This window comes from Chloroflexus islandicus (assembly GCF_001650695.1).
In the GTDB taxonomy this organism is placed as follows: Bacteria; Chloroflexota; Chloroflexia; order Chloroflexales; family Chloroflexaceae; genus Chloroflexus; species Chloroflexus islandicus.
In genome coordinates, this window is the sequence record NZ_LWQS01000049.1 from 157,016 (window position 1) to 181,507 (window position 24,492).

21 protein-coding genes are annotated in these 24,492 nt (G+C 57.6%); 8 read left to right on the forward strand and 13 right to left on the reverse strand.

What is annotated here, in order from left to right; genetic code table 11:
- Positions 1-145 precede the first annotated feature (145 nt).
- From trpC to A6A03_RS09190, 3 genes are all read right to left on the reverse strand, one after another.
- Positions 146-958 carry an indole-3-glycerol phosphate synthase TrpC gene (trpC, locus tag A6A03_RS09180; protein ID WP_066786754.1) on the reverse strand — a complete coding sequence of 271 codons (813 nt, stop codon included), beginning with the start codon at positions 956-958 and terminating at the stop codon, positions 146-148.
- 709 nt (positions 959-1,667) lie between these two features.
- Positions 1,668-4,130 (reverse strand): endonuclease MutS2, encoded by a 2,463-nt coding sequence (locus A6A03_RS09185; RefSeq protein ID WP_066786757.1) that lies wholly within the window; start codon positions 4,128-4,130, stop codon positions 1,668-1,670.
- Between the two features lie 79 nt (positions 4,131-4,209).
- Positions 4,210-4,761 (reverse strand): CvpA family protein, encoded by a 552-nt coding sequence (locus tag A6A03_RS09190; RefSeq protein WP_066786760.1) that lies wholly within the window; start codon positions 4,759-4,761, stop codon positions 4,210-4,212.
- Positions 4,762-4,882: 121 nt separating this feature from the next.
- On the opposite strand from A6A03_RS09190, the gene A6A03_RS09195 reads away from it, so the two are divergent.
- Positions 4,883-6,226 carry an MFS transporter gene (locus A6A03_RS09195; protein ID WP_066786762.1) on the forward strand — a complete coding sequence of 448 codons (1,344 nt, stop codon included), beginning with the start codon at positions 4,883-4,885 and terminating at the stop codon, positions 6,224-6,226.
- 3 nt (positions 6,227-6,229) lie between these two features.
- Here the strand turns inward: A6A03_RS09195 and A6A03_RS09200 are convergent, their stop codons facing one another.
- From A6A03_RS09200 to A6A03_RS09240, 9 genes are all read right to left on the reverse strand, one after another.
- Positions 6,230-7,771, reverse strand: a complete 1,542-nt coding sequence (locus tag A6A03_RS09200) for a flippase (protein ID WP_066786765.1) — start codon at positions 7,769-7,771, stop codon at positions 6,230-6,232.
- Positions 7,768-8,730, reverse strand: a complete 963-nt coding sequence (locus A6A03_RS09205; protein WP_066786771.1) for a glycosyltransferase family 2 protein — start codon at positions 8,728-8,730, stop codon at positions 7,768-7,770. The genes A6A03_RS09200 and A6A03_RS09205 overlap by 4 nt, the downstream gene beginning before the upstream one ends.
- Before the next feature lie 103 nt (positions 8,731-8,833).
- A complete protein-coding gene (locus A6A03_RS09210) occupies positions 8,834-9,232 on the reverse strand; it encodes a response regulator (RefSeq protein WP_066786774.1) in 399 nt (132 codons plus the stop codon).
- 14 nt (positions 9,233-9,246) lie between these two features.
- Positions 9,247-9,678, reverse strand: coding sequence for an ATP-binding protein (locus tag A6A03_RS09215; protein WP_066786780.1), 432 nt, complete (start codon positions 9,676-9,678; stop codon positions 9,247-9,249).
- Positions 9,675-11,198, reverse strand: a complete 1,524-nt coding sequence (locus A6A03_RS09220; protein WP_066786783.1) for a PP2C family protein-serine/threonine phosphatase — start codon at positions 11,196-11,198, stop codon at positions 9,675-9,677. Before A6A03_RS09220 ends, A6A03_RS09215 begins: the two co-directional genes overlap by 4 nt.
- A gap of 12 nt (positions 11,199-11,210) precedes the next feature.
- Positions 11,211-11,549: an STAS domain-containing protein gene (locus A6A03_RS09225; RefSeq protein ID WP_066786786.1), complete on the reverse strand. Its 339-nt coding sequence runs from the start codon at positions 11,547-11,549 to the stop codon at positions 11,211-11,213.
- Positions 11,550-11,634: 85 nt separating this feature from the next.
- Complete coding sequence (locus A6A03_RS09230) at positions 11,635-13,335, reverse strand: sugar transferase (protein WP_066786789.1); 1,701 nt, start codon at positions 13,333-13,335, stop codon at positions 11,635-11,637.
- Positions 13,332-14,852, reverse strand: a complete 1,521-nt coding sequence (locus tag A6A03_RS09235) for a WecB/TagA/CpsF family glycosyltransferase (protein ID WP_066786792.1) — start codon at positions 14,850-14,852, stop codon at positions 13,332-13,334. Before A6A03_RS09235 ends, A6A03_RS09230 begins: the two co-directional genes overlap by 4 nt.
- A gap of 15 nt (positions 14,853-14,867) precedes the next feature.
- The gene (locus A6A03_RS09240; protein WP_066786795.1) at positions 14,868-15,611 is read right to left on the reverse strand and encodes a sugar transferase; all 744 of its coding nucleotides are present in this window, start codon (positions 15,609-15,611) and stop codon (positions 14,868-14,870) included.
- A 392-nt stretch (positions 15,612-16,003) separates the two neighbouring features.
- On the opposite strand from A6A03_RS09240, the gene A6A03_RS09245 reads away from it, so the two are divergent.
- Both A6A03_RS09245 and A6A03_RS09250 read left to right on the forward strand, forming a co-directional pair.
- Positions 16,004-17,605 (forward strand): alpha-L-arabinofuranosidase, encoded by a 1,602-nt coding sequence (locus A6A03_RS09245; RefSeq protein WP_066786797.1) that lies wholly within the window; start codon positions 16,004-16,006, stop codon positions 17,603-17,605.
- Positions 17,606-17,661: 56 nt separating this feature from the next.
- Positions 17,662-18,867, forward strand: coding sequence for a hypothetical protein (locus tag A6A03_RS09250; protein ID WP_245668925.1), 1,206 nt, complete (start codon positions 17,662-17,664; stop codon positions 18,865-18,867).
- 5 nt (positions 18,868-18,872) lie between these two features.
- On the opposite strand, the gene A6A03_RS09255 is transcribed toward A6A03_RS09250, so the two are convergent.
- On the reverse strand, positions 18,873-19,433 hold the full coding sequence (locus A6A03_RS09255) for an acyltransferase (protein ID WP_066786806.1): 561 nt from the start codon (positions 19,431-19,433) through the stop codon (positions 18,873-18,875).
- Between the two features lie 315 nt (positions 19,434-19,748).
- On the opposite strand from A6A03_RS09255, the gene A6A03_RS09260 reads away from it, so the two are divergent.
- The 5 genes from A6A03_RS09260 to A6A03_RS09275 all read left to right on the forward strand — a co-directional run bounded on the left by A6A03_RS09260 (position 19,749) and on the right by A6A03_RS09275 (position 24,473).
- Complete coding sequence (locus A6A03_RS09260) at positions 19,749-20,795, forward strand: GumC domain-containing protein (RefSeq protein WP_066786809.1); 1,047 nt, start codon at positions 19,749-19,751, stop codon at positions 20,793-20,795.
- A 113-nt stretch (positions 20,796-20,908) separates the two neighbouring features.
- On the forward strand, positions 20,909-21,688 hold the full coding sequence (locus A6A03_RS09265) for a CpsD/CapB family tyrosine-protein kinase (RefSeq protein WP_066786811.1): 780 nt from the start codon (positions 20,909-20,911) through the stop codon (positions 21,686-21,688).
- A 3-nt stretch (positions 21,689-21,691) separates the two neighbouring features.
- Positions 21,692-21,835, forward strand: coding sequence for a hypothetical protein (locus tag A6A03_RS20610; RefSeq protein ID WP_172812295.1), 144 nt, complete (start codon positions 21,692-21,694; stop codon positions 21,833-21,835).
- A 25-nt stretch (positions 21,836-21,860) separates the two neighbouring features.
- Positions 21,861-23,396 (forward strand): O-antigen ligase family protein, encoded by a 1,536-nt coding sequence (locus A6A03_RS09270; protein ID WP_066786817.1) that lies wholly within the window; start codon positions 21,861-21,863, stop codon positions 23,394-23,396.
- Between the two features lie 276 nt (positions 23,397-23,672).
- Complete coding sequence (locus A6A03_RS09275) at positions 23,673-24,473, forward strand: hypothetical protein (protein ID WP_066786819.1); 801 nt, start codon at positions 23,673-23,675, stop codon at positions 24,471-24,473.
- Positions 24,474-24,492 lie beyond the last annotated feature (19 nt).

Sequence of the window (24,492 nt, forward strand, 5' to 3'; positions counted from 1 at the left end):
TCGCGCTCCGCGTCTGGTAACTTGGCATGTCACTTATCATGGTATGCACTGGTATTACCAATGCGTAAGCAGACAGCCTTCACAGGTGCAACAATCGCTGCGGACGCTGCGGGCCGGATAGCGCTGGGCCGAATGCACCGCAAGCTTACGCCGTCGCTAATGCGTGTACCTGCCCACCGATGTCGGGGGCCGTCACCAAGGCCTCGCCGACCAAGATCGCGTCTGCGCCATACCCGCGGACTTCGGCGACATGTTCCGGCGTAAAGATGCCGCTCTCGCTGACCAGCACCGGACGCTGCGGCCCAACCGGCAGGTGATCGGCAATGGCTTTGGTGGTGGTGCGGTCGGTGACAAAACGGTGCAAGTCGCGATTGTTGACGCCGATGATCGGCGGGTTCAGGCGCAGCGCCCGTTCCAATTCGGCGACGGTATGCACTTCGATCAACGCATGCATGCCAAGTTCGTAGGTCAACGCAAAGAGCTCGCTCAAGGTGGCATCATCGAGCGCGGCGACAATCAGCAAGACGGCATCGGCGCCATACGCGCGCGCCTCGTACACTTGATACGGGTCAATGAGGAAGTCTTTGCGCAACAGAGGCGTGCCAGCGGCTTGCACCTCCGGCAAGGCGCGAATGCCGGCCAGATAGGTCAGGCTGCCCTGAAAAAAGCGCTGGTCGGTCAAGACCGAGATGGCCGCAGCACCGTTGGCAACATAGGTACGGGCAAGGGCCAGATGGTCGAAATTGGCCAGTAACACGCCGCGGCTCGGTGAGGCTTTCTTCACTTCGGCGATCAGCGCGGTGGCCGGCGAGCGGCGCAGCGCAGCGGCAAAATCGCGCACCGGCGGCATCCGCTGAATCTTGTCTTGCAGGGCCGCCAGCGGGATTTTCGCTTGCTGGCGGCTCACTTCGATCCGTTTATGGGCCAGAATCTGTTCCAGAATGGTTGGTTCGCTCATACGTGTTCCTTGGCGGGTGTAAGAGTGCTGAGGGGTATTGTATCATCACATGCATGGGACACGGATTGGCACGGGTGCGACGGATGTACGCTGATCCGTGTCAATCCATGCCCGTATTTCCTCCCGTTTCGCTGGATCGTTCCCGTACCGGGCGGGAGTTATCTCGCCCACGTGATGCCCCCTCCGATCGTTGAGCCGCGTCTTCTTGCTAGGCTGCACAGCAGCGCAGGCGCATTGAGGGGGCGCTTGCTGCGCCGCCGTGGGCGGCTCGCTATGGCAGGAACTGATCGGTTGTCCTTGCGAGGGGGCGCAGCCCCCGCAGCAATCTCCCGCTGCGGCGGAATGAGTGCGTGCAGTGATGGCTCCCGTGCTCGCGGGGGATTGCTTCGCCGCGTGGGGCATCGCACCGCGATGCCCCACGCGGCGAAGCAATGACAACCGGCGATCTGATCGATCACAACCGTTGATCGCAGTGCGATGTCTCAACGCTCGGTTCTACGCTCCCCTCTCCCACGCCAGTGGGAGAGGGGCAGGGGGTGAGGGTCAGCAGCCCGCGCAGCGGGCTTCGTACCCCTAGCCCGGCCCTTCAGGGCCGGGTTATGAATCAGATGTTCTGTCCACCCCGCTCCCATTAGCGCGAGAGCGGGGCTGGGGGTGAGGGCGAAACGGCGCATCACAACGCCATGTTCTGAAGAACCGGTCGCTCGATTCACCGCTCAATCAGCGTAGCAATCGTCACCCCCTCGCCGCCGTCGCGCCCGCCGCTGCTAAACGAAGCCACCAGCGGGTGGGTAGCCAGCACATCACGCACGACTTGGCGCAACGCGCCGGTGCCTTTGCCGTGGATGAGGCGCACTTGGTGCAAACCGGCCAGATAGGCATCGTTGAGGTAGCGGTCGAGCCGGTCGCTGACCTCGGCGGCGCGCCAGCCGCGCATGTCGAAGGTCATTGAAACGTCGGGGGCGCTGGGCAGGTTGACGCTGCGTTCAGGCGGGGTGTAGCGCCGTTCGTCGCTGGCCTGCGCTTTGGTGCGCTTGAGTTCGCTGAGTTTGACCGTCATGCGGAAGCCACCCACTTGCACGGTGGCCGTACCGTCTTCCTCATCGATGGCGACAATCTCGCCGTTGAGGCCGATCGACGCGACATGCACCGTGTCCCCGACTTGCAGCGGGCGCTCGGCGGGGGGCGGCGGCGCAGCCGGAGCATGCTTCTGGCGCAGCTTCTCGGCGGCTTGTTGGGATTGTTCGGCGGCGGCGGCCAACCGCTTTTCCGCTTCTTCCAGCCATTGGCGCGAGATGTTGACCGAGCGGAATTCTTCGCGCAGCCGGCGCAATTGCTGGCGCGCCTCGCGCAGTTCGGCCTCGATCTCTTGGCGGGCCGCGGCCAATGCCGCCTCACGTTCGGCGGCAAACGCCTGCTGCTCGGCGGCCAGCCGGTCACGGTACTTCTCGGCGTCGGCGCGCAGCTCTTCGGCGCGTTGCAACGCCGCCGCGGCAGCGTTGCGCTCGCGTTGGATGCCGGCCAGCAGGTCTTCGACCTGCGCCTCTTTGCGGTCAATGAACGAGCGCGCCTGCTCGATCAGCGCCGGGTCAAGCCCCAGCCGGGCCGCGATCGCCAGCGCGTTCGAGCGACCGGGAATGCCGATGCTCAACCGGTAGGTGGGGGCTAGCGTTTCGACATCAAACTCGACCGAAGCGTTCTGCACCCCCGGCGTGGTGTAAGCAAACGCCTTCAATTCGGCGTAGTGGGTCGTCGCAATCGCCAGCACGCCCAACTCCAACAGCCGGCCAATGATCGCTCGCGCCAGCGCTGCGCCTTCGACCGGATCGGTACCCGCCCCCAGCTCGTCGAACAAGACCAGCGCCGCTGGACGGCGATAATCGAACAGACCCTGCTCGTCGGGCGCCGGCGGCGCTTGTTGCGCTGCGTCGAGCGTCTGCAATACGCGAATGATATTTGCCATGTGCGACGAGAAGGTGCTCAGGCTCTGTTCGATGCTCTGCTCGTCGCCAATGTCGGCGAAGATATGCTGAAAGACTGGCAGGCGCGAGGGTTGATCGGCGGGGATTTGCATGCCGGCTTGGGCCATCAGCGCCAACAGGCCGGCTGTCTTGAGCGCCACCGTCTTGCCGCCGGTGTTTGGGCCGGTGATCAAGAGGATCGAAAACTCGCCGCCAAGCCACAAATCGATCGGCACCACCGTTTCAGCGGGCAAGAGCGGGTGGCGAGCGCGGGTCAACCGGAAGGGCGGCTCGGCGGGGGGCGGATCATCGGGCCGCCATTCGACGATCTCCGGCGCGATACTGCGGGTGGCAATCGCATAGCGGGCCAGCGCGAACGCCAGATCGAGCGCAGCGAGGGTAGTGACGGCGCTGATAATCGTACTCGCCGCTGCGCCAACCTGCTCTGAAATCGCGCTCAAGATGCGCTGCACCTCTTCCGCTTCCGCCGATTGCAACTCGCGCCAGCGGTTATTCAGCTCAACCACCGCCATCGGCTCGATATAGAGCGTCGCCCCGGAACCGGACTGATCATGTACCAACCCGCGCACTTCGCGCCGGTGGCTGGCCTTGACCGGGATGACGTACCGCCCGTTGCGCACCGTGACAATCGGCTCTTGGAGGGCATTGGCCAGCGCGCTGGAATGGATCATGCTCTGCAAACGCTCGTGCAGACGGTTGAAGGCCACCCGCACTTCGTGGCGCAAGCGGGCCAGCGTAGGGCTGGCGCTATCGAGCACCTGCCCATCATCGCCGATCGCCCGCTCGATCGCTTCGACCACCTGCGGCAACGCCGGCAACGTGTTGCCAAGATCAATCAGATGCGGAAAGCGCGGGTCAAGCCGGCTGAGGCGCTGGCGCAACAGCGCCGCGCTCTGCAAGGTGGCGGCAATTTCGCGCAGGGTAGCGCCATCGAGGATACCGCCACGCGCAGCATGCTGCACTGCCCGGCGCACATCGCGCGCCCCGCCGATGCTCACTTCCGGCCACTCTTCCAGCAGTAACCGCGCCTCGGCGGTCAGCGCCTGCCGCCGGCGCACCTCGGCCAGATCGGTGGCCGGAGTCAGACTTAAGGCCAGTTCACGCGAGGCCGAAAACGCGGTATAGTGCGCTAAGCGGTCGCGGATCGCGTCAAATTCAAGCGTATGCAGCGATGATTCCGGGATCGACATACTCGTACCGTTGAACCCAGCCGTTCCTGCGTTTAGCCTACCATTAGCGCTGCGATCGCGCCATCAGCCGCAAGGTTGATTACTGCACTTGAAAGATGATCCGCGCCGCATCGGGCAACACCGGATCAACAATCTCGTACAGGCTGGGCAAGACGGCATTCGCAAAGAACCGTAACATCAGCGAGGTGCCGATTTGACCGCCGAGCCAGCGCGTAATTGGGTAATCAATTTCGGCAAACCCGCGCACGATGAAGAGGTTCCAGAGCAGCACGGCGGTCAGACCCAGTATCATCCCGCCGATGATCAGGCCAAGCGCGGTGCCGACGATGCGGTCGATCATTTCCAAATGGTGCGGGGTATGCACATAGCGGAAGGTGTAGATGCCGACGAAGGTGAGCACGATAAAGCAGAGCAGGTGAATCAGCGCAAAGGCGACATATTGGCTGACGAAACGTTGCCCGCCCAGTTCGCGCACGAAGATATCAGCCAGACTCTGGTAGTACAAGCTGGCCAGTACGGTGCTGAGATAAAACGAGAGGATGATCAATAGCAGCCGCACGGTGCCCTGAAAAAAGCCTACCGCCAGCGCGCCGAAGAAGAGCACAACGAAGAGGAGATCGACGATATTCATAATTCCATTTCTCCCGGCGCTAATCCCTGTCTATAGCGCAAAGACATGCTAGCCGATTATAGCATACTGGCTTGCCCGTTTCTGGTTCGCATTCCGACCGTGTTTCTAAGAGGTTGTTACGATGACCAGCCACACCAATGTTGCCGGCCCAGCCGCCGCAACGACCGAACACACCGCCCCCGCCCCCTCTACCCCGCGCCCGTTATTGCCATCGGAAGTGCAGCGCGGTCTGATGATCTCCATTTGGGAAGGGGCGATTGCCAACATTCACATCAGTATCACTGGCGCCATTGGCGGCAGCGTCTTCCTGAGCGGGTTTGCCCTCTTGCTCGGCGCCAATAACTTCCAGATCGGCTTGTTGGGGGCGTTGCCGTTTATTGGCCAGCTCTTTCAATTTCTCAGCGCCTACCTCGAAGCGCGTTTCGCCAATCGGCGCGCGATTGTGCTCTATTCAGCGCTGGCTGGCCGGCTGGTCTGGGCATTTCTGCTCTGCTTGCCGTTTACCGGTTGGCCGTCAGCATGGCAATTAACGGTCTTTTTCATCGCTCTTGGCTTTTCCTACGGTCTCAACGGTATGGCCGGCAATGCGTGGATGAGCTGGATGAGCGATCTGGTGCCGCCCAACCGGCGCGGTAGCTATTTTGGCATCCGCAACACAGTAGCCGGGATCAGCGCCATGGTCAGCGTCTACGTTGCCGGTCTCGTCCTCGACCGGTTTCGCGCCGATGGCGCTACAGCGCAGGGCTACGCCGTCATCTTTGGCGTGGCGGTATTGGCTGCGTTTGGCGCGGCACTGCTGATTGCGCGCCAACCTGAACCACCCATCACCCCGCGCCCGTGGAACGGCGTGAGCGCGTTTCTGTTTGATCCGTTGCGCGATGCCAGCTTCCGGAATTTTACCGTATTGGCAACTGGCTGGGCCTTAGTCACCGGCATTGCCGCCCCCTTCTTTAACGCCCACGGTCTCACGGCGCTACGGCTCGATTTCTCGCTGCTGGCGCTCACTGGTGTGGTGACCAATGCGGTCGCTCTCTTCTTTTCACCGCTGGTCGGCTGGCTGATGGATCGCTACGGCTACCGGTTGGTGGTCACAGCGTGCGTTATGGGAACAATACCGCTGCCCTTGGGTTGGATCCTCTCAACCCCCGACAATATTGTGCCGCTGTGGTTGACCTCAATCTTCTCTGGCGTCTTCTGGCCGGGGGTGAATCAAGGGTTAGGCAACCTCTTGATGGGGCGGGCGCCGGTAGAGCAGCGAGGTGCGGCGATGGCAATCTTCAGCCTGCTCACCGGCTTAGGTACGCTGCTGGCCTCGTTAGCCGGCGGCGCCATCGGCCAAGCGATGACCGGTGTCACCATTGCCGTGGGGCCGCTGGCCGTGAGCGGGTTGGCGATGCTCTTTGTGCTGACGATGCTTGGCCGGATGGTCATGGTTGGCGCTTTTTGGCGCGTGTTAGCGCGTTAGCGGTTAGGCTTTGGGTGGCATGGCGGCCAGCTTGCGGCGTAGAAACGGAATCCGTTCGAGGGCCTTGGTCAGCGCCTCTTTGATGATAGCCATGTCTTCAGCAGGCAAAGCCCGTAACGCGAGCACAAGGCCGGTATACACCACCATGCCCAATGGCACAGCGAGGAAGAAAAAGGCCGATTCCCGCAGCCACCAGATCGAGAGCACCATCCCGATCCCAGCCAAGCCGGTGAGTCCGCTGGTCCGCCAGTTTTGCGCTCCCAGCGTGCCTTTCGGCAATACCTTAATCGCTGCAATCAAAATGCCCAACTCAGTGATAGTGTAGGCCAGCGCGCCACCCAGCGCGCCATTCCCGAATGCCTGATCTGTCCAAGGCACCAACACAAAGTCGAGCGGCAAGGTGGCGATGGTCGCCGCGATCATTATCATATTGAGCGCCGCAGTTCGTTCAGCGGCGATCAACAACTGGCTCAGCACCGTGTTGAGGTAGGTGCAGATCAACACCAACCCCAGCACGGCCAGCACCGTGCCAGTCGGGCGAAAGGCCTCGCCGTAGAGTAGCAGCGCGATTGGTTCAGCCAGCGCCAACAATCCCAATCCAATGGGCATACTGAGCGCCAGCATAATGTTAAAAATCGGGCGGGCCGCTTGGCTCAAATGATTTTGACCTGCGGCAAAGCGGCGGGTCAGCGTGGGAAAAATGACGGTGCCAATCGCCATTGGAAAGAACATCAACGTGCCAAAAAGGTTGACAGCCGTGCCATACCAGCCTACCGCCTCGGTTGAGGCGAAAAGCGCGATAAAGAGCCGGTCAATCTGCTGATAGACCATCAGTGTCAATGCCGTCACTAGATACTGTTTTGAGGCGAGCAGCATACTGCGCGCCGCAGCCAGATCAAAGCTCCAGCGGGGGGCGTGTTGGCGAAAGAGGAAAAATGCATCGCCCGCCAAAGCGACCAGCGCCGCCAGCACATTTGCCCAGCCGATCCAGATCACGTTAAAGCCGGCGAAGAGCAGGCCAAGGCTCACGATCGTGAGCACAATCTTGCTGATAACGGTTACCAATGAGACATAATGTACTTGCTCTAAGCCGTTGAGTGCCGCAACAAGGCCACTGCTGAGCACAGTGAGCAGGGTCATGATCCCAATAATCCAGATCAGTGCCGTTTGGGTAGGATCAGCCGTTATCGCGAGCAGATCGTAGCCAAAAACTGCCAAACACCCAATTGTCCACAGCACTACTCTCACCAGCATGCTCGTCCCCACCAAAGCACCGGTGCGCTGTGGCTCACGGGCGATAGCCTTGGTGAGGTAAGTATCCATACCGAATGTGATCAACACGCCGGCAATCATCCAGATCGAGAACGCAATCGAGAGTTGGCCGATGGCGAGCGGGCCAAGAATGCGGGGTTGAAAGATAGCCACCAAAAACGCCATGCTCCACGTGAGCAACTGGGCGACCATCATAGCGCTGGCATTGCGAGCCAGCCGAGCTCCACTGATTGGCGGCGGCGAGCCGGCGTTAGGTGATGGTTCAGCGCTCACGGTGTTACTCCTCTCTGCGACGGATCAGCGAATTGGGCGAATGGAACGTAGCAGCACGACGCGCGATTAATCGCATACTTCCAGCTTTTGCTCAAGCCGGCAAATGGATAATAGAGCTGATCAAGCCCAAGCAACACTTTATCGCGACGGTGCCATTTCAAAATGCCGGAAGCGATTTGGCGCAACCCTTGGCTAAACAGCCACTCACCGAGCAATACCAGCCCACCCATATCACCACAGCGCAGGTATTTGCCGGCGACAGCGCCGGCGCCGATGCCGTAAGCGCGATAGCTCCGGCGCGCGCCTTGCCAATTCTGAAGGTGATGATGGTATGCGATGGCATGCGGCGTAAACACAATCCAACCGCCAGCTTTCAATGTGCGATAGCCGAGATCACGCTCTTCCCATGCGCCGAGCGGCGCGCCAGCCCCAATCAACTCATCAAAGCCGCCTAAGCGTTCAAAGGCTTCCCGCCGCGCACCCATATTATGGCCATGACCAAAAGAGAGGTTAAACCGATTTTGATGAAAGACGCGGCGTGGCCCGCCGCAGGTGCCAAGCACCAATTCGTCGCTGGTGGTTGGCTGCACTCCCGGATACACTGCGCCGAAAGCAAGCCAGACCTGATCGTGGCGCAATTCGCTCACCAAACCGGTGATCCAATGCGGATCAAGAACACAATCATCGTTCGTGAACAGGATATAGGGGGCATTACCTAAAGCAGCGCCGGCATTACGGGTCGCCGAAATGCCATACACCGGCCGGCGCAGATATCTGATCCGTGCGTCGCTGGCGGCATGCGAGCGCACACATTGCTCAGTTCGGTCATCTTCGCTCTGGTCGAGCACCCAAAGCGTAAAATGTGGATACACGCTTTGGCGGAGACTCGTGATCGTGGCATCAATCGCCGCGCCACGTCCGTAGGTCGAAATCACAACATCAACTGCCGGCGTATTCATAGTGTTACTGCCTAATGACTGCCCATAACCGCTGACGGCAGCAGTGTACGCCTGATAGTTGACACTTTGCTGAAATGGTTGCCGGTCGTACTTAACGAGACCGTCACCTTTCAGATGATGCTGTGGTTCGCACCGGGACGGGGTGTAAGAGTCGTTGAATCTCGTTGATCAAATCATCAGAATCGACCGGCTTGGTGAGAAAGGAATTAACGCCGACACCAGCCGCTTTTACTTCATCTTGCTCTTTGACGCTGCCAGTGATCATAATAATCGGCAGTTCAGCGTGGCGCGCATGAGCCCGGATGGCGCGCGCCAACTCGATTCCATCCATCCTTGGCATCGTCAGATCAGTTATCACGAGATCAACTGGAAAGGAGTCGAGACGATGCAATGCCTGCTGGCCATCAAGCGCAGTGACAACAGCATAGCCGTACTGTTCGAGCACAAAGCTCATCAAGCGATGGCTGGGAACGTAATCGTCAACGATCATGATAGTTGTCATGGCTGTTGTCTCCTCTATGCCAGACGTTTCATTAAATGCCAATGATTGCCGTCAGGGCGCGTAGTATAACTCACCCTATCCATCAGATGGCGGATCAGGAACATGCCATAGCCGTGAATTTGCGCTTCGCTGAGATTAGGCTGAGGTACCAGTTCCGGATCAAATGATTCGCCGGTGTCTTGCAGCTCGATTTCAAGCCGCAGCGGTTGAGGATGGAGGGCAAGCGTGATCGCAATCCGTCCTTCGCCAGCGCGACGGTTACGATATGCATGGCTGACAATGTTGGTGCAGACTTCGTGGGCTGCCAGTTGCACATTATACACTAATGCCTCATCGAATGCTCCTATCTGCCGCAGTAATTCAGCGATAGTTTCGCTCAGCAGATGGAGGTAGGCATGGCGGGCCGGTAAATCAAGCCGGATGACTTCGCTGTGTTGCAGACTCACGGTGCTGCTCCTTTGAGCACGATGAGGGTTTGATCATCATCTTGCGGATGGCCGGCGCTAAATTGGTCGATGGCTCTAAAGAGACCATCGGCAATGGCCTGCGCCGGTTGGGCGGCCAATTCATCAACTGCTACCAATAGTCGCTCAATGCCGAATAATTCATCTTGGTTATTGCGCGCATCGCTAAATCCGTCGGTAGCGACAATCAAGAGATCTCCCGGCGCTATCGCCAATGAACGGTTTTGAAAATGATTAACCGGCAAGATGCCAATCGCTGTGTTGTCGGCCAAGAGCAATTCAGCGCGTCCATTGCGTGGCCGATAGATCACCGGCGCGTGGCCGGCGTTCGCATACGTAATGACTCGTTCGGTATCATCATATTGGCCGACAAACACGGTTGCAAAGACGCCAATGCGAGTGAAGTCGTTGTAGAGGTCTTCATTCGATTGTCGCATTACCAGCGCCGGCGTTGGCGCTGGCATAAATTGCGCTTTGCTATGGAGCGCGGTGCGCGTCATTGACATTAACAGCGCCGCTGAAACGCCTTTGCCGCTCACATCGCCGATGGTAAAGATGAACGGGTGGTTTGGCAGGTTGATGAAGTCAAAGAAATCGCCACCTACTTGCAGGGCTGGGCGTGAATAGGCGTAGATATCAAGACCGCCCACGTCGGGCAACGAGCGTGGCAGAAGATCAGTTTGCACGCGCCGGGCCAGATCCATCTCGCTGCGCAGCCGGGCTTGCTCGACCATCTCTTGGTACAACAAGATACGCTCAATCTGGGCGCTTGCTTGATCGGCAATTGCCCGGCCAAGCTTCAATTCTGGCGTGCCAAACCGATCGGCGCGATCCAAGATACCCAAGCATGCCATGACCATCCCGCGTACGCGAATTGGTATCAGCATCAGGTTACGCACGCCGGGCGGGCGGCGCAGATCGCCATCTTCTTCACTTAATAACAGCGGACGATCTTCGGTTTGTAATTGCCAGTACAGCCGCCAGATTGCTTCGGTGTTCAAGCTATTCTCGCCTGATTGCACAATCAGCGGATCACCTCCATGCGTTGGGATATAAGCGGCGAATCCTGATCTACCCTTCAGCATGCGTTGCGCTTCGCTGACCACCGCAGTTAGGGTTTCGCGAATGGTTACTAGATCGCGCATCGTTTGGGTCAATCGGTAAAGGGCAAGTTGCTGATCTTGGCTCGTGACCAAATCTGCTGTTAAACACTGCAATTCGTGTTCGAGCTGCAGGATATAGCCGATTAAACTGGCATCAGCTTGTAACCGCCGTCGTGCCACTTCGTTCCGCAACCCGCTCAGGCGTAGCTCGCCGACAATCTCGTCATACTGGTAGATCGCAGCCGTGAGATCCGGCGGCAGCATGCGTTGACCAGATGGCCAATAGGCGAGGGGGCGGCCATGTTCGTAGACGCCAAAGGCTTGTGCTCCCTGCGCAATCCATGCTTCGGCAATCGCCTGTATCCGGTTGTATTGTGAACTGAGGAAGGAGACCAACATACGATTGTCGCCTCAGGTCTTTAAGACAGCCAACGCATGGTCGGCGTCGACAAAAATGTTGAAGGCTTTGTCAAGACGGGTCAGTTCAAAAATCATCAACACCGGACGCCGTAACCCACAGAGGGCGAATTCACCCTTGCTCTGCTGACAACGCTTCATTGCTGAGACCAGCGTTGCCAGCGCAGTCGAGTCGACAAAGGTGGTTTCACTCAAATCAACGAGTACTCGCGCACCGGGTGTTGCGGTTGCTTGTTCGAGCCAGTGTTGTACTGGTGGCGCAGTATTTGCATCGAACCGGCCTTCGATTGCAAGGATTGCCACATTGTCGGCTTGTCGCGGCTTCATTTCCATAGCCAACCATTCTCCTTACAGCAATAGTTCACTGTGACTCATGCATGCATGCATGATAGTTGAGAAGTCAAATGGCGTGGGTTGCCTATTGACCTGTTGGTGGCGCGATATCTGCGGTGATCATCGTTTGGGCTGAAGCGCTGGACGTTTTGGTCCGGCGCAGCCAAACGATGGGTGTACGCAAGAGAATGTTGAGATCTTCTCGCCACGTGCGGATTGCACTATAGTATACATCGGCCACAATCACCGCATCGAGATCGCCGTTGGCTTGAACGTACCATAGCCCGGTGATGCCGGGTGGCGCATCATGCCGGCGTTGCTGCCATTCTTCGCAGAGCAATTCGGCTTCGGGAAGAGTCAACGGTTTGACCCCCACGAGTTGGAGTTCGCCGCGAATAACGTTCAAGAGTTCGGGCAGCCGGTGGAACTCATACCGTTCAAGCCATTCTCCAAACCAGAGATAGCGCCCATCTGGTCGCCGGGTGCGCCAGCGCCAAAGCGTGAATGACCGTAGCGTCGTCTGCCCATTGGCCAACACCACTCGTTCACCTGCGCACGGTATGCCCATCAATGGGCGCCCGCCGTTGCCGATGGCGGCGAGTAGGCCGCTCAGCAAGAGCAGTGGGCTCAGGATGATCAGCAAGAGGAATGCTCCTAACCGATTGATTACGCTTGCAATCCGGCTCACGCTCGCCGTCACGGCCGATACCCGCCCAATCAGGAACGGATCGACCACTGCTGTCTGTTCACCAGTGTCGGGATCGATGATCATGCCCGGATAGACAATGCGCCGGTTGACGTTGACTAATTGGCCGACGTAGGTGTCAGGCCAAATCGTGCTCATGGTGACCGTGGCTTCATCATCGATCATGCAACCGGCGCCAATCACCGCGCCGGGGCCGAGTTCGGTGTCGCGCCCAATCCAACAGTTATCGCTAATGTACAACGGCGGCGCAATGCGCGCACTGGGATGAATCGAGGCGTTGCGCCCCACCCAGATGCCGGGTGCAATCTGGCGCCCACTAATGGATGGATACCGCACAGTTTCGCTTGGCCCATCGGTGATTGCCGCACCCGCAGGCCGGTATGCGCTGTAGAGAAAGACCTGTTGCGCAGCGTGGTAATCGGCCAATGTGCCGAGCGGGTTCCAGTAGCCGTCGAATGTAACGTTCCCCACTAACTGGCCCTGTTCGAGCAGACGCGGCACGAGATCGGTTGCGATGTTACAGCGGCTGCGGAGCGGAATCTGAGCGATCAGCGCCGGTTCGACAATGTAGGCCCCGGTCAATTCCGGCGCATCAAGACCATGTGCTGCTGGCACAATGGCGCTGATGAGGCCATCCGGTGTTATGTGCGCGCGTAGACCGGTTTGCTGATCGCGCGGCGCGTGGCTGATTGCAGTGATGAGCGCGCCGTGTCGTTGGTGCTGGGCTAGCGCCGCTTCAATCGGCAGGTCGATAATTGCAGCCCCCGGCAGCACAAGGCACGTCTCATGCACTAACGGCCCGGCCCAGCGCAGCGCGCCGCCATCGGCCCATGCTTCGGGCAAAGTGATATATTCGATCTCAACTCCCCAACGCCGGCCGCTGCCAAACGTTGCTGTGATGAGGGCGCTCTGTTCATGCAGTGCGATCAAGATTCGTTTGATGCCGGCGCGAGCCAGTAGTTCTACTGCGGTTGCCATCACTGGCCGTTCAACTACCGGCAGCAAGACGTTTGGCAACACCCCAGTCAAAGGCGGCAACTGGCGTTCTTCAGCCGTCGCAAGTAACAACGCTATCGTCATCGCTTAGCACCTTCTGTCGCAACGGTTGCAGTCATCAACGGCGCTGCCGTCGCTGCCGGCACATCGGCGAAGATTGACAGCACCTGATCGAGCTTCACTAACTGGAGTGTGCGCAAGACATCGCGTGCGCATCCGGCGATGCGGAGGGCGCTGCCCAGCTCACGCGCCTGCCGGTCGAGTTTCACCAATGAGGCCATGCCGGCGCTGGCCATAAAGGTTGTCGTGCTGCAATCGATGATCACGCGCCCGCCTTGTTCCAGCACTGCGCTGGCCTGCGCCAGCAAGGCGGGCGCAGTAGCTGCGTCAAACAGCCGTGGCGCGGTGATGATGGTCCAGCCATGAGTGACCGGTGCTGGTGGTTGCACCTGTTGGTGTTGTTCGATCCATGCTGTGATTGCCGGCAAATCGGTGAAACGCTCGAAGAACCGGTCAAGTTTGAGCAGATCAAGCAAGCGGTTGATCGGTTCTTGTACACGCAACAGAAAGATATCGCCGCCATTGGTTCGTGCGCGCTTGGCCAATGCCACCAATGCGCCTAATGCTGAACTGTCGAGAAATTGGGTGGCGCTGAGATCAAGGATGATATATTGATTCGTTTCCAGCAACCGGTTGGCTTCTTGAGTAAACGGCTCAAGACTGCTCACGTCGAGCCGCGAGCCAACGGCTAGCACAGGCCACGGAATGACCGGCGTTGGCGCGGCAGGTGGCGCTGGCGGTGGAGCAGGCGTCTCTCGGGGAACCATGCTCAAGGCGTTGCCACGCTGCATTGCCCACCACTGGCGCAGGAAGAAATAGCCAAAGTAGATAAAGTCATGAACATACCGTTTCCACAATCGGCGTGGTTCCTGCGCAAGGCGGTAGACCCACTCTAGCCCGGTTCGTTGCATCCAAAGCGGCGCTCGTTTGGTGACGCCGACGATCATATCGAAGGTGCCTCCTACTCCAATTGCGATCGGTACCCGCAGCTCGTGGGCATACATCCGGATCCACTTCTCTTGCTTGGGGTTGCCGAACGCAACCAGCACAATATCAGGCTGTGCCGCTTTCACGGCTTCTACCACCGATCGATCCATCTCGAGCACCGAGCTTGGCGGTGGTGAGAGCACGCCGGCTACCCGCAGACCGGGATAACGCTCTTGTAAGATGGCGGCAGCTTTGGCCGCCACCCCCTCACGCGCGCCAAGGAAAAAGATCGAATAGCCGCGTTGCGCTGCTCGTTCGGCTAGCGCTGGCACCATATCGGCGCCGGTGACCCGGCCGGGCAATGGCCCGCCGAGCAGTCGCGAGGCCCATACCAGCGGCATGCCATCGGCTGTGGCCATATCCGCCTCTTGCAAGATACGACGTAATTCGGGATCGTGGAGGGCGTTAACCACAAAATCGGCATTGACCGTAGCGATCTGGTGCAGCCGGCCTGTTGCTCGCCCAGTCGCGATAAATTCATCGCAACGGTCGAGCGCTTCAGCCATTGTTAGATTGTCAATTGGCACTCCTAAAATGACGAGCAGTTTGCGCATGTCTTTCCATCCTCGTCAATATGCGCCGCGACCGAGCAAGACCGCTGGAATTGTGCGGAGCAGGATTTCAAAATCTTTCCAGATGCTCTGCTCGGCAATGTATTGCAGATCAAGTTCGACCCACCGCTTGAAATCGAGATCGCTGCGCCCTGACACCTGTTGCAGCCCGGTAATGCCCGGAATTGCATGCAACCGGCCAAGCTGCTCATAGGTGTATTTGGCAACTTCGCTGGGCAGCGCCGGGCGTGGTCCGACCAGACTCATGTCGCCTTGCAGCACGTTGAAAAGCTGTGGCAGTTCGTCAATACTTAATTTACGAATCACCCGGCCAACTCGTGTCACGCGCGGATCGCGCTTCATTTTGAACACGGGGCCGTCGGCTTCATTTTGGGCTTGCAATTCACGCAGCCGCTGTTCGGCATCAACATACATCGAGCGAAATTTATAACAATAGAAATGTTCGCCGTCTTTCCCGACCCGCACCTGCTTGAAGATGACCGGACCCGGCGATTCAAGCTTGATCAAGATCGCGGTAATCAGCATGATCGGTGCGGTTAACACAATGGCAATGCTGGCAACGGTAATATCCAAAACGCGCTTGAGTCGGGTGAGGAGCTTGGTGCGAATGACCCAAAGCGAGAGGGTAAAACGCAGGCGTTGGTTGGCGCGGTTGCGCTGAAATCGCCGTTGAGCAAAGATTTCCAACATACGCTGACTTTTGGCATCGTAGCTTGTTGGAATTGGTTTCATTGCGCTCATACGTGACACCTTTCCGGTTTTGTTCGTTCTCACTATATACCAGCAAGCGAACAAAATGCTTACACGAAAAGATTTGGCGGTGACGAATATGTCACGCTGCCGGCAATATTTGTTCAGTGTTCGTACTATGCTACTGCATTGTATGTATCTTTCGCTTTTTTCAGTGTGATAAGTGGCGGCTCGTAAACTGTCATCCAAAAGATTGTTTTTTGTTAATAGACGGTTATCTTTCGTTAGCGCTGCGACGTTGTTTGCAGCGTATCAATGCTCTTCGGTTTCCATGCGCTTGTCTATGCATGGAACCATTGATTTGTCAGCTTGCGGTGGCATAGTACGGATGGCGAATCAGTTTTCGATTGAGCGTTCTTGTTCTACCGAGATGAGGTTCTTGCATGGCAACGTTTCCCCGCTGGCTTTGGATAGGGTTTGTAATCATATTCGTCGCTTGCCAAGCGCCGGTTTCGGCCCCGGCGCCAACGGCCGTGTCTCCAGCCGGCCCCACGGCGCCGGCATTGTCGCCTTCGGCTGTGCCAGTGTCGCCAACCGCAGCGCCAGCTAGCCCCATGATCGTGATCGATCCAAGCATGGCGCGTCCATTTGCCCGGGAATTGCTCGGCGCCAACGTTCCGGCATGGCTTAATCCATATCGGCTGAATGATGACACATTTATCAGCCGCACAGCCGAGCTCGGCCTGACGTTGTTACGGATGCCGGGGGGAAGCTGGAGCAATGCTTACGCATGGGCCGATTGTGAGACGGGTGGGGAAGGTTGCTATTGGCCGTGGGCGGCAAAGCCGTCTGATTTCCTCCGGTTTGCCCGTACAGTAAACGCCGAGATAATCTGGACGGTCTCGATCAACGGTTCAGCCCAAGAAGCGGCAGCGTTAGTGGCGTTTTTCAATGGCGCTATAGATGATGAACGGCCAATTGGGCCAGATTCGCGCGGGCGTGATTGGCAAACGGTAGGCCATTGGGCGCGGTTGCGCGCCGAAGTGGTGGGTCAAGAGCCGTTTCCGGTTCGCTACTGGGAAATTGGCAATGAAGTGTACGGCGCAAAACGCGAGGTAGGGCCGGATTGTTCAGAGTGGGGTTGGGAAGATGTCTGGACGTGCGATGCCGATGAATATCTGCGCGGCGCAACGTTTGACGGGGTAGCCTATGATGGGTATCTCGCCTTTTACGATGCGATGAAAGCGGTTGATCCCTCGATACAGATCGGCGCAGTCGGGGTGGAAAAGCCCGACGATTGGAGCAATTGGGGCAATCGCGTCATTGCCGGCGCTGGCGCGAAGCTTGATTTTTACGTTGTTCACTATTACCCGTACTTTCAACCGCCCGAAAACCCAGCCGGCGCGTTGCAGCAGCCGCAACGCAGTTGGCCGACGATCATGGCCGATCTGCGTGCCGCATTCGATCGCCATCTTGGCCGGCAAGTGCCGGTAGCTGTCACCGAGTACAATCTCGTTTCATTTCAAGATAGCGATAACGGCCAATTAATGCGGCGCGCGGTGAATCTGTTCTTTATCGCCGATACTATCGGCCAGATGGCGGTTCACGGCGTTGCGATCGCCAATCAGTGGGATTTGGCGAATGGGCGAGCCTATAATGGCACTGACTATGGCTTGCTCGATGCCGATACCTTTGCGCCCAATCCCCAATACTATGCCCTGCTGCTCTGGAGCCAGTTTGGTGATGAATTGCTGGACGTGCAGCATCCGTTTGATCCCGCTACGACATTGAGCGTGTATGCTGGCCGGCGCGCCGATGGCTCATTAACTCTGCTAGCGCTGAACAAGACCGATCAGTCGCTGACGGCCACGATGGCGTTGCCAGCCGGTGATTGGCAGATGTCTGCCACGGTGGTAAGCGCGACCGATTTGCTCGCCGAGACGGTGACGCTGGCCGAATCAGAAGCGTTGCTTGTCGCTAGCGGCGACTCTTATACCTTCGCGCCCTATACGCTGACGCTTCTCACATTTGCCATCCCCCAATAGTGCAACAGAGGAGGAATGTGATGCTTAGAGTATCGTTGTTAATGGTAGCAGTCATTATGGTTCAGGCTCTGGTCCCTCCTCAAGGCGCCAGCGCTGAAATTCTCGATCCCGGCGCCGGCGGCTGCCCGATCAGTACGATCGTGGGTGGTGACAATCTGGTCCAAAACGGTGATTTTGCCCAAGGTGCGGTGGGCTTTACCTCAGGCTTGAGCAATCGAGGTCATGGCGTCTACCCTGATGACGCCAACGGCGGCGGTTTCTCGATCCAAACAGGTACCGTGGTCTATCCACCCTTCGAGGCCAATCCGTATCTTTATGGCCGCCCGTTTCCCGGCGATCCGCAGCGTGATGTGCCGCCGTCGAATACCTATTTCTACTCAAACCCGAGCGAAGCGAATTACCTCGCCGGCAATGGCCGGGTCAATTTGTGGACGCAGGTCGTGGCGGTAGCGCCCAACACCACCTACAATTTCTTTGCCTATTTCGACAATTTGCTCGACCCGGTGAAGAGCGCCAATGGCACTGCCGATCCGCTTATCGAGCTGCGCGTCAATAATCTATCAGTAGGTACGACGATAGTCCCCAAGACACCTGATCGCTGGGTGCCGATCCAATTTGCATTCACCACTGGCAACAATGTGACGAGCATCACCTTACAGATTGATAGTTTGACCAACAGCACCTTTGGCGATGATTTCGCCATGACCCAAATTAACCTCAAGCAGTGCGTGAGCGGAATTGGCGTGGCGAAATATGTCTTCCCGCCGGTCGCCGCAACGCGCAACGGTGAAGAGGGTTTCCAGCTAGAGTACTGGATCACGTTCCGTAACTTGGGCGCTAATCCGGTAGCAGACATACAAGCAGTTGATGATCTCGCTACTGTGTTTGCCAGCGCCGAAGCATGGGAGGTTATTTCACTCAGCTCGGTGTCTGAGAGCGGGTTTGCCGTGTTGAATGTCAATCCGTCATTTGACGGTCAGCACGACCTTGAACTATTGGCGGCCAATCAGAGTCTCGCTCCCGGCCAGCGCGCGCGTTTGCGCTTGGTCATTTGGGTGCAGCCGCCGCCGGGGCCGGTCGTGTTTCGGAATGTCGTCAATCTGGTTGCCCGCTCAGGCAATGTTACCATCACCGATGTCTCGATGCCCGGTTTTGATCCTGATCCTAATCACAACGGCGATCCCAAGGAAGAGGATGAAATCGGCGCTACGATCTCCATCTTCTCGCCGTTTAAGTATTGGGTGCCGGTTGTGAGCCGGTAAGCGCTTTACAGGAGATGACGAATTGGCTTGGCCGGCACGCCGCCAACCAATGTATTGGCCAGCACGTCACGGGTCACGACACTGCCGGCAGCGATCACGCTGCCGGCGCCAATCGTGATGCCGGGTAACAGCAAGGCTCGCGCACCAATCCATGCGCCAGATTCAATGGCTACCGGTGCGGTGGTTAACGGGCCGGCGCGATGTTCGGCAGCGCCCATTGTATGCGAAGCGGTCAGAATCATCACTTCGTGACCAATACCCACGTGATCGGCAATCGTGATGCAATCGTTCAGATCAAAAAAGCAATCAGTGTTGATAACACAATGTTGGCCGATCTGAAGCCGGCGGTGGATCGGGCCATAACCGTGGAGCCGTACCGGCCCCATGATGATCGTCCCGTGCCCGATAGCAAATCCAGCCCAGCGGAGCAGGCGCGAGCGCAGGCGCGCGGCAGTGTAGCGCGGCAGCAAGCGGATCAGGCCGTTCATAATCAGCAGGCGTGGCTGTAACGCTCCCAACTCTTCCTGCATAATCCGGCGCAGTTTGGCAAAACGTGTCTCAACCATAGTGCTGCCTTTGCTTTCTTTTTTGATCACAATTGCTATTGTGCCATATCGATTCGGTAGATGCTATAGGATGATGTTAGTCTGACGAAACTGTCAAGCTTGCGGTTGATGTGCTAAACTTCTGTTGCGCATACGTATGAAAGATATATGCCATTCTAATGAGCTAGGTTGTGCTGTGACGGCGTCTAAGCCGGGGTGACTAAATGAAGAATTAACAAGCTGCCTTTCACGCAAAGCAATGCCATGATTTGGTATGATGCCAGTGGCGTGAACGATGCGTCGTTCGCTTGCTTATGAGGAAGAGGAAAATGCCGTATGGTACGCTTGATCATCCTCCGGTTACTAGAGAGCTTTTTCCGGCGCCCGTTGCTCAGCCTCGCTCCATTTGTGGTGGCGCTGGCGTTGGGCGCTGGTTACATCTTGCTCTCGCCGCCGGAATATCTCTCGAGCGGCAAGATCTACATTGAGAAAGACAGCCTGCTCGCTTCGCTGACCTCATCGAATAGCGATGCCTCGTGGTGGGTGACGCCAGCGCAGGCAACTGCGAACGAGCTGGGTGAGTTGCTGGCTACCAACGCCTTTGTGCGTTCGGCAATTCAGCAAACCAAACTCGAACCACTGATGGCTGGCGGCCCGGAAGTGGTATGGGAGACCTTTACCTTCTTCCGCGAAACGATTAGTATCAATCCACTTGGGGACAAACTGGTTGAGATTCGGGCTACGACCGATGATCCCGAACTCTCGTATCAGATGGTTGTGGCCACCATGGATACCTATCTGAAGTGGAAGTTGAACAATGATTTTCAAGAAAGCATCGCCGCGCAGAAGTTCTTCGAGAGTCTGATCGCGCCTTATCAAGCTGATGTTGATAAGACCCGGCAGGCGCTGATCGATTTTCTCAGCGCTAATCCTGAACCAGTGCGTGGTGAACGTCCGCCCGGTGAGCAATTTCAGCTCGATCAGTTGCAGGCAGCGCTAGCCCGGGCCGAAGAACGGCTCAGTGCTGCGCAGGAAAACGAAGAGAGCGCCCGGTTGGCCTTGGTGAAGAACGAGAGCTTGATCAGGCAGACGTATCAAATCGTCGATCAGCCGGAAATTCCGCAGAAGGCTGAGTTCTCGCTGACCGGCTTTATCAAGAATATGATCATCTTTGTCGCAATTGGCATCTTCTTGTCGGCGAGCTTGATCGGGGGCGGCGCGCTGCTTGACCGCAGCTTGCGTTTCCCAGTGGATGTGCGTCACGGGCTTCAGGTTCCACTGTTGGCGCTCGTGCCGCTCAGCAGTGAAGCAATGCCGCCGGCATCGGTTACGGCAGCCGTGTCGGAAGTGGAACGGACTGCACTCCAGCCGCAGGAAGTTTAACAATGGCCGGTTAGAGCGTTCCTACTGCTAACGCAGGAGATTACTGAGGAAGCTCGCTCTTTACCATGCCAAATTGCGCCTTGAATAGGTGTATGCATAATGAGGAAGAAGATATGTTGAAATTACGAAAAAATGCTGCTGCCGTTGCGCCATCTGAGTTGCCGTTAGCGATCGAGGTTGCTGACAGCACATTGCGCCGCGTCTTTGCCGGCCCACAGGTGAGCCAACTGCGCCGGATGTTGACTGATTTGTTTGTTAGCCAGCGGTTGCCCAACCGGATCGGCTTTGCGTCGGCGTTGCGCGGTGAGGGGGTAAGCTATATCACTTTAGCTAGTGCGGTAACGCTGGCCCACGATACCGGTAAGCGGGTCTGTGCTGTCGAACTCAACTGGCTGGCGCCGGGGATGCTGGCTAATCTTAATCCGCCGCCGTCGTTGGCGGGACGAAAACGGCGTGGCCCGGCTCCGCCGCCAGCGCCGTTGCCTGCACTGCCCGGTATCGCTGAGGTATTGCGCGGGAAAGCGTCGCTCGATGAAGTCTTGTTGGCGACGAACCACGCCGGTTTGTGGTTGTTGCCGGCCGGTACAGCCACGATTGAGCAACGTCCGTTGCTGGCCCGCAGCGCCGAATTGCGCGCGTTGATCGATACGCTCAGCGAGCGGTTTGATTATGTGTTGCTCGATTTGCCGGCAGTGCTGGAGGTCAGCGATACCTTGGCATTGGCAGCTTTGGCTGACGCATGTGCGTTGGTAGTGCGCCATGGGGTGACGCCGATCACCGACGTGCAACGTGCGCTGAGCGATATTCAGCATGTGCCGGTGTTAGGAGTGATCCTTAATCAGGCCCATATCGCTACCCCGCGCTGGATCCATCGCCTCATTCCACAGGAGTAAGGCATGAAGTTCTTTGTTGGTTTTTTGGTGTTGTGCCTATTTATCGGTGTACTGACACCGCATTGGCGCATGCGTGATCTGGTGCCGCTGATAATCGTGTTGAGCGCCGCGGTGGTTGCCGCCTACTACTTCTTTAACCTCATTTGACTGGTATCAAGGCCAGTGTGTCATTATGCTCGATCTGCTCGTCCCCCGCTATCCCGATGTCATGACCGTAGCCCGCCGTAACGAACGGCGCTGGTGGATTCTGTTCATGGCCGTGGTGGCGTTAACTGGCGTGGTGATGCTCTTGTTACGCCGCCGGATGGCGCCCGAATCGGTGCTGGCCTTTTTACTGTTCGGTGGTGTGCTGCTAGCGACTGCGATCCAACCGCGCTTCGGCCTGTATGCCATTCTTGGTTTGACCCTGTTTGGCGATCGCTCGCTGCACCCGTGGTATCCCTTCACCAAGAATCTGTCCAGTCTCGAGTCGATCATGTATGTGTCCGACTCGTTTTCGTTTAGCCCGCAAGAGCTGACGATTGTTTGGACGCTGGCGGTATGGTTTGTGCGGGCGGCGGCGGAACGGCGCTTACGGATTCACTTTGGCCCGCTCTTTTGGCCAGCAGCGATCTTTTGGGTATTTAACGTGATTGGGCTTGCGTATGGGTTGGCCAATGGCGGCAATCGCGTGATTGCGCTCTGGGAAGTGCGTTCGATCTTTTACTTGCCGCTCATGTTGCTGTTGGCGAGCAATCTGATTGAAACACGCGCCCAATTGAATACGCTCTTTTGGGTTGCGACCGTGGCCTTGTTTGCCAAGGGGGTGGCCGGCGTTTGGTATGTGCATGATGTGTTGAAGTGGGATTTGGAGGGGGTGGAGCGGATCGCCGAGCATGCCATGTCGATCCACTTCAATTTCTTCTTTGTGCTCTTGATTGCGGCGTGGCTGTATTACGATAGCGCATCCCGCCGTTTTGCGATGGTCTTGATGGCGCCGTTTGTGCTGTTTAGCCTTGTCGCCAATTTTCGCCGCGCTGGCTTTTTGACCTTGGGGATGGCAATTGGCTTGATTGTGTTGCTGCTTTATCTCGAACATCGTCGCCTGTTTTATCTGATTGCGCCAACAGGCGCAATAGCAATGGCGGCATATTTGATGATCTTCTGGAACAATGAGGGGCCACTCGGTATATTAGCTCGGGCTGTGCGCTCAGTGATCGGCCAACCGAGCGCTCGTGATGCAGCCTCGAATATCTATCGGGATTTGGAAAATATTAATATTATGTTCACCATTCGCCAAGCGCCGTTAACCGGCGTTGGTTTTGGCAATAAGTTTTACATGATTGTGCCGATGCCTGATATTAGCTTCTTTGAATGGTGGGAATATATCACGCATAACTCGATTATGTGGGTTTGGATGAAGATCGGTGTGATCGGATTTTACGCACTCATCCTCCTATTAGCGCTTACCATGCTCTACGGGGCGCGGATGGTGCGATTAATGCCGCGTGGCCAATTGCGAGTGTTTGCGCTTACTGCGACCCTCTATATTTTTACCCACTTTGTCTATGCCTACGTTGACATGTCATGGGAAGGTGGCAGTATGGTGTTTGTCGGCACGATGATGGGTGTGATCAATGCCTTGCCGCAGATTGCTGCCGGTAAGCCAGCGCCGGTGTGGCCATGGCGTGTCTTCGCGCCGCAACGCGCTGATCGTGACGCAGGTTAGGTGCGCAGCGCATCAGTATGGACAGGCAATGCCGCCGGGGGACGCGGTGCTATGGCGCAGGTCGCGGTATACTGAGCATGGGCTTTGGCTGCGATTACGCACTGATGTTTTTGCCCATGCGTAACCATTGCCCAAACCTTGCCAGATATTGTTGACGGATCCGTGCGGCCCGTGTGCTCCCTTCCCTTCTGCCGGGAGCGGAGAACGCTTCGAGCGGGCCGCAGCAATCGTTGGGTCGCTCGTGACGGTTTGTGGCACTCTAACCCAGAGGATCGTATGCGTGTGCGGCTTGTCTGTCTATTCCTCTGCCTGCTGATCATTCTTGCCGGATGTGGCCGCCGTGTGAGTGTTGAGGTGCTCACTCCCGTTGCGCCGACACCTACCATTGCCCCTTTTTTTCAAGAACGTCCAACCGCAACCTTGTTCGTGCCCCCGCCTACCCATACTCCTTTGCCCACACGTCCGCCGGCCACGCCAACGCCGGTGGCAAGCACTCATAATGACGTGAGCAACTTTCAGATCGTGCCGGTCTACCGTGACAGTCTTAGTCCGGGTTGGAGCATGGATAACAGTGCGTTGCTGAGCAGTTTGGCGCTAACTCAAACGCAGGTGGTAGCGTTGGGCCGGGCCGCGATTGCGGTCACACCGAGCGAGAGCACCGGCATCCTCTTCTTTACCCTCACCCGCACAAGCGGGATTGAGTTGCGGCGTGATCGCGTCGCAGCGCTGCGTTTTCGGTTAAGCGGCGGCGCAACTCCGATCGCAAACGATGCAATGACGGTTTCAGTGGTGGGGAGCAATCGGGTGCCGTATTGGGTGCCGAATGATGATTCGGTGTCGATCGAGGGGCGTGTCACCAATAGCGCCGAGCCGCTCTTCCCTGAAACCCGCCTCTACTTTCTTGGGCTTAACCGCGCGATTGCGCCGGGTGAGTGGGCCGAGATTTACGTGTGGCTAGATGATCTGATTTACGAACCGCAATACACCTACGTGACCGGTTTTTACCTCAAAACGAGCAGCGATCTCGTGCCGCAATATTACGTCGATCAGATCGAATTCCTCGTTCGCGCGCCGTAGGGGCACACGGCCGTGTGCC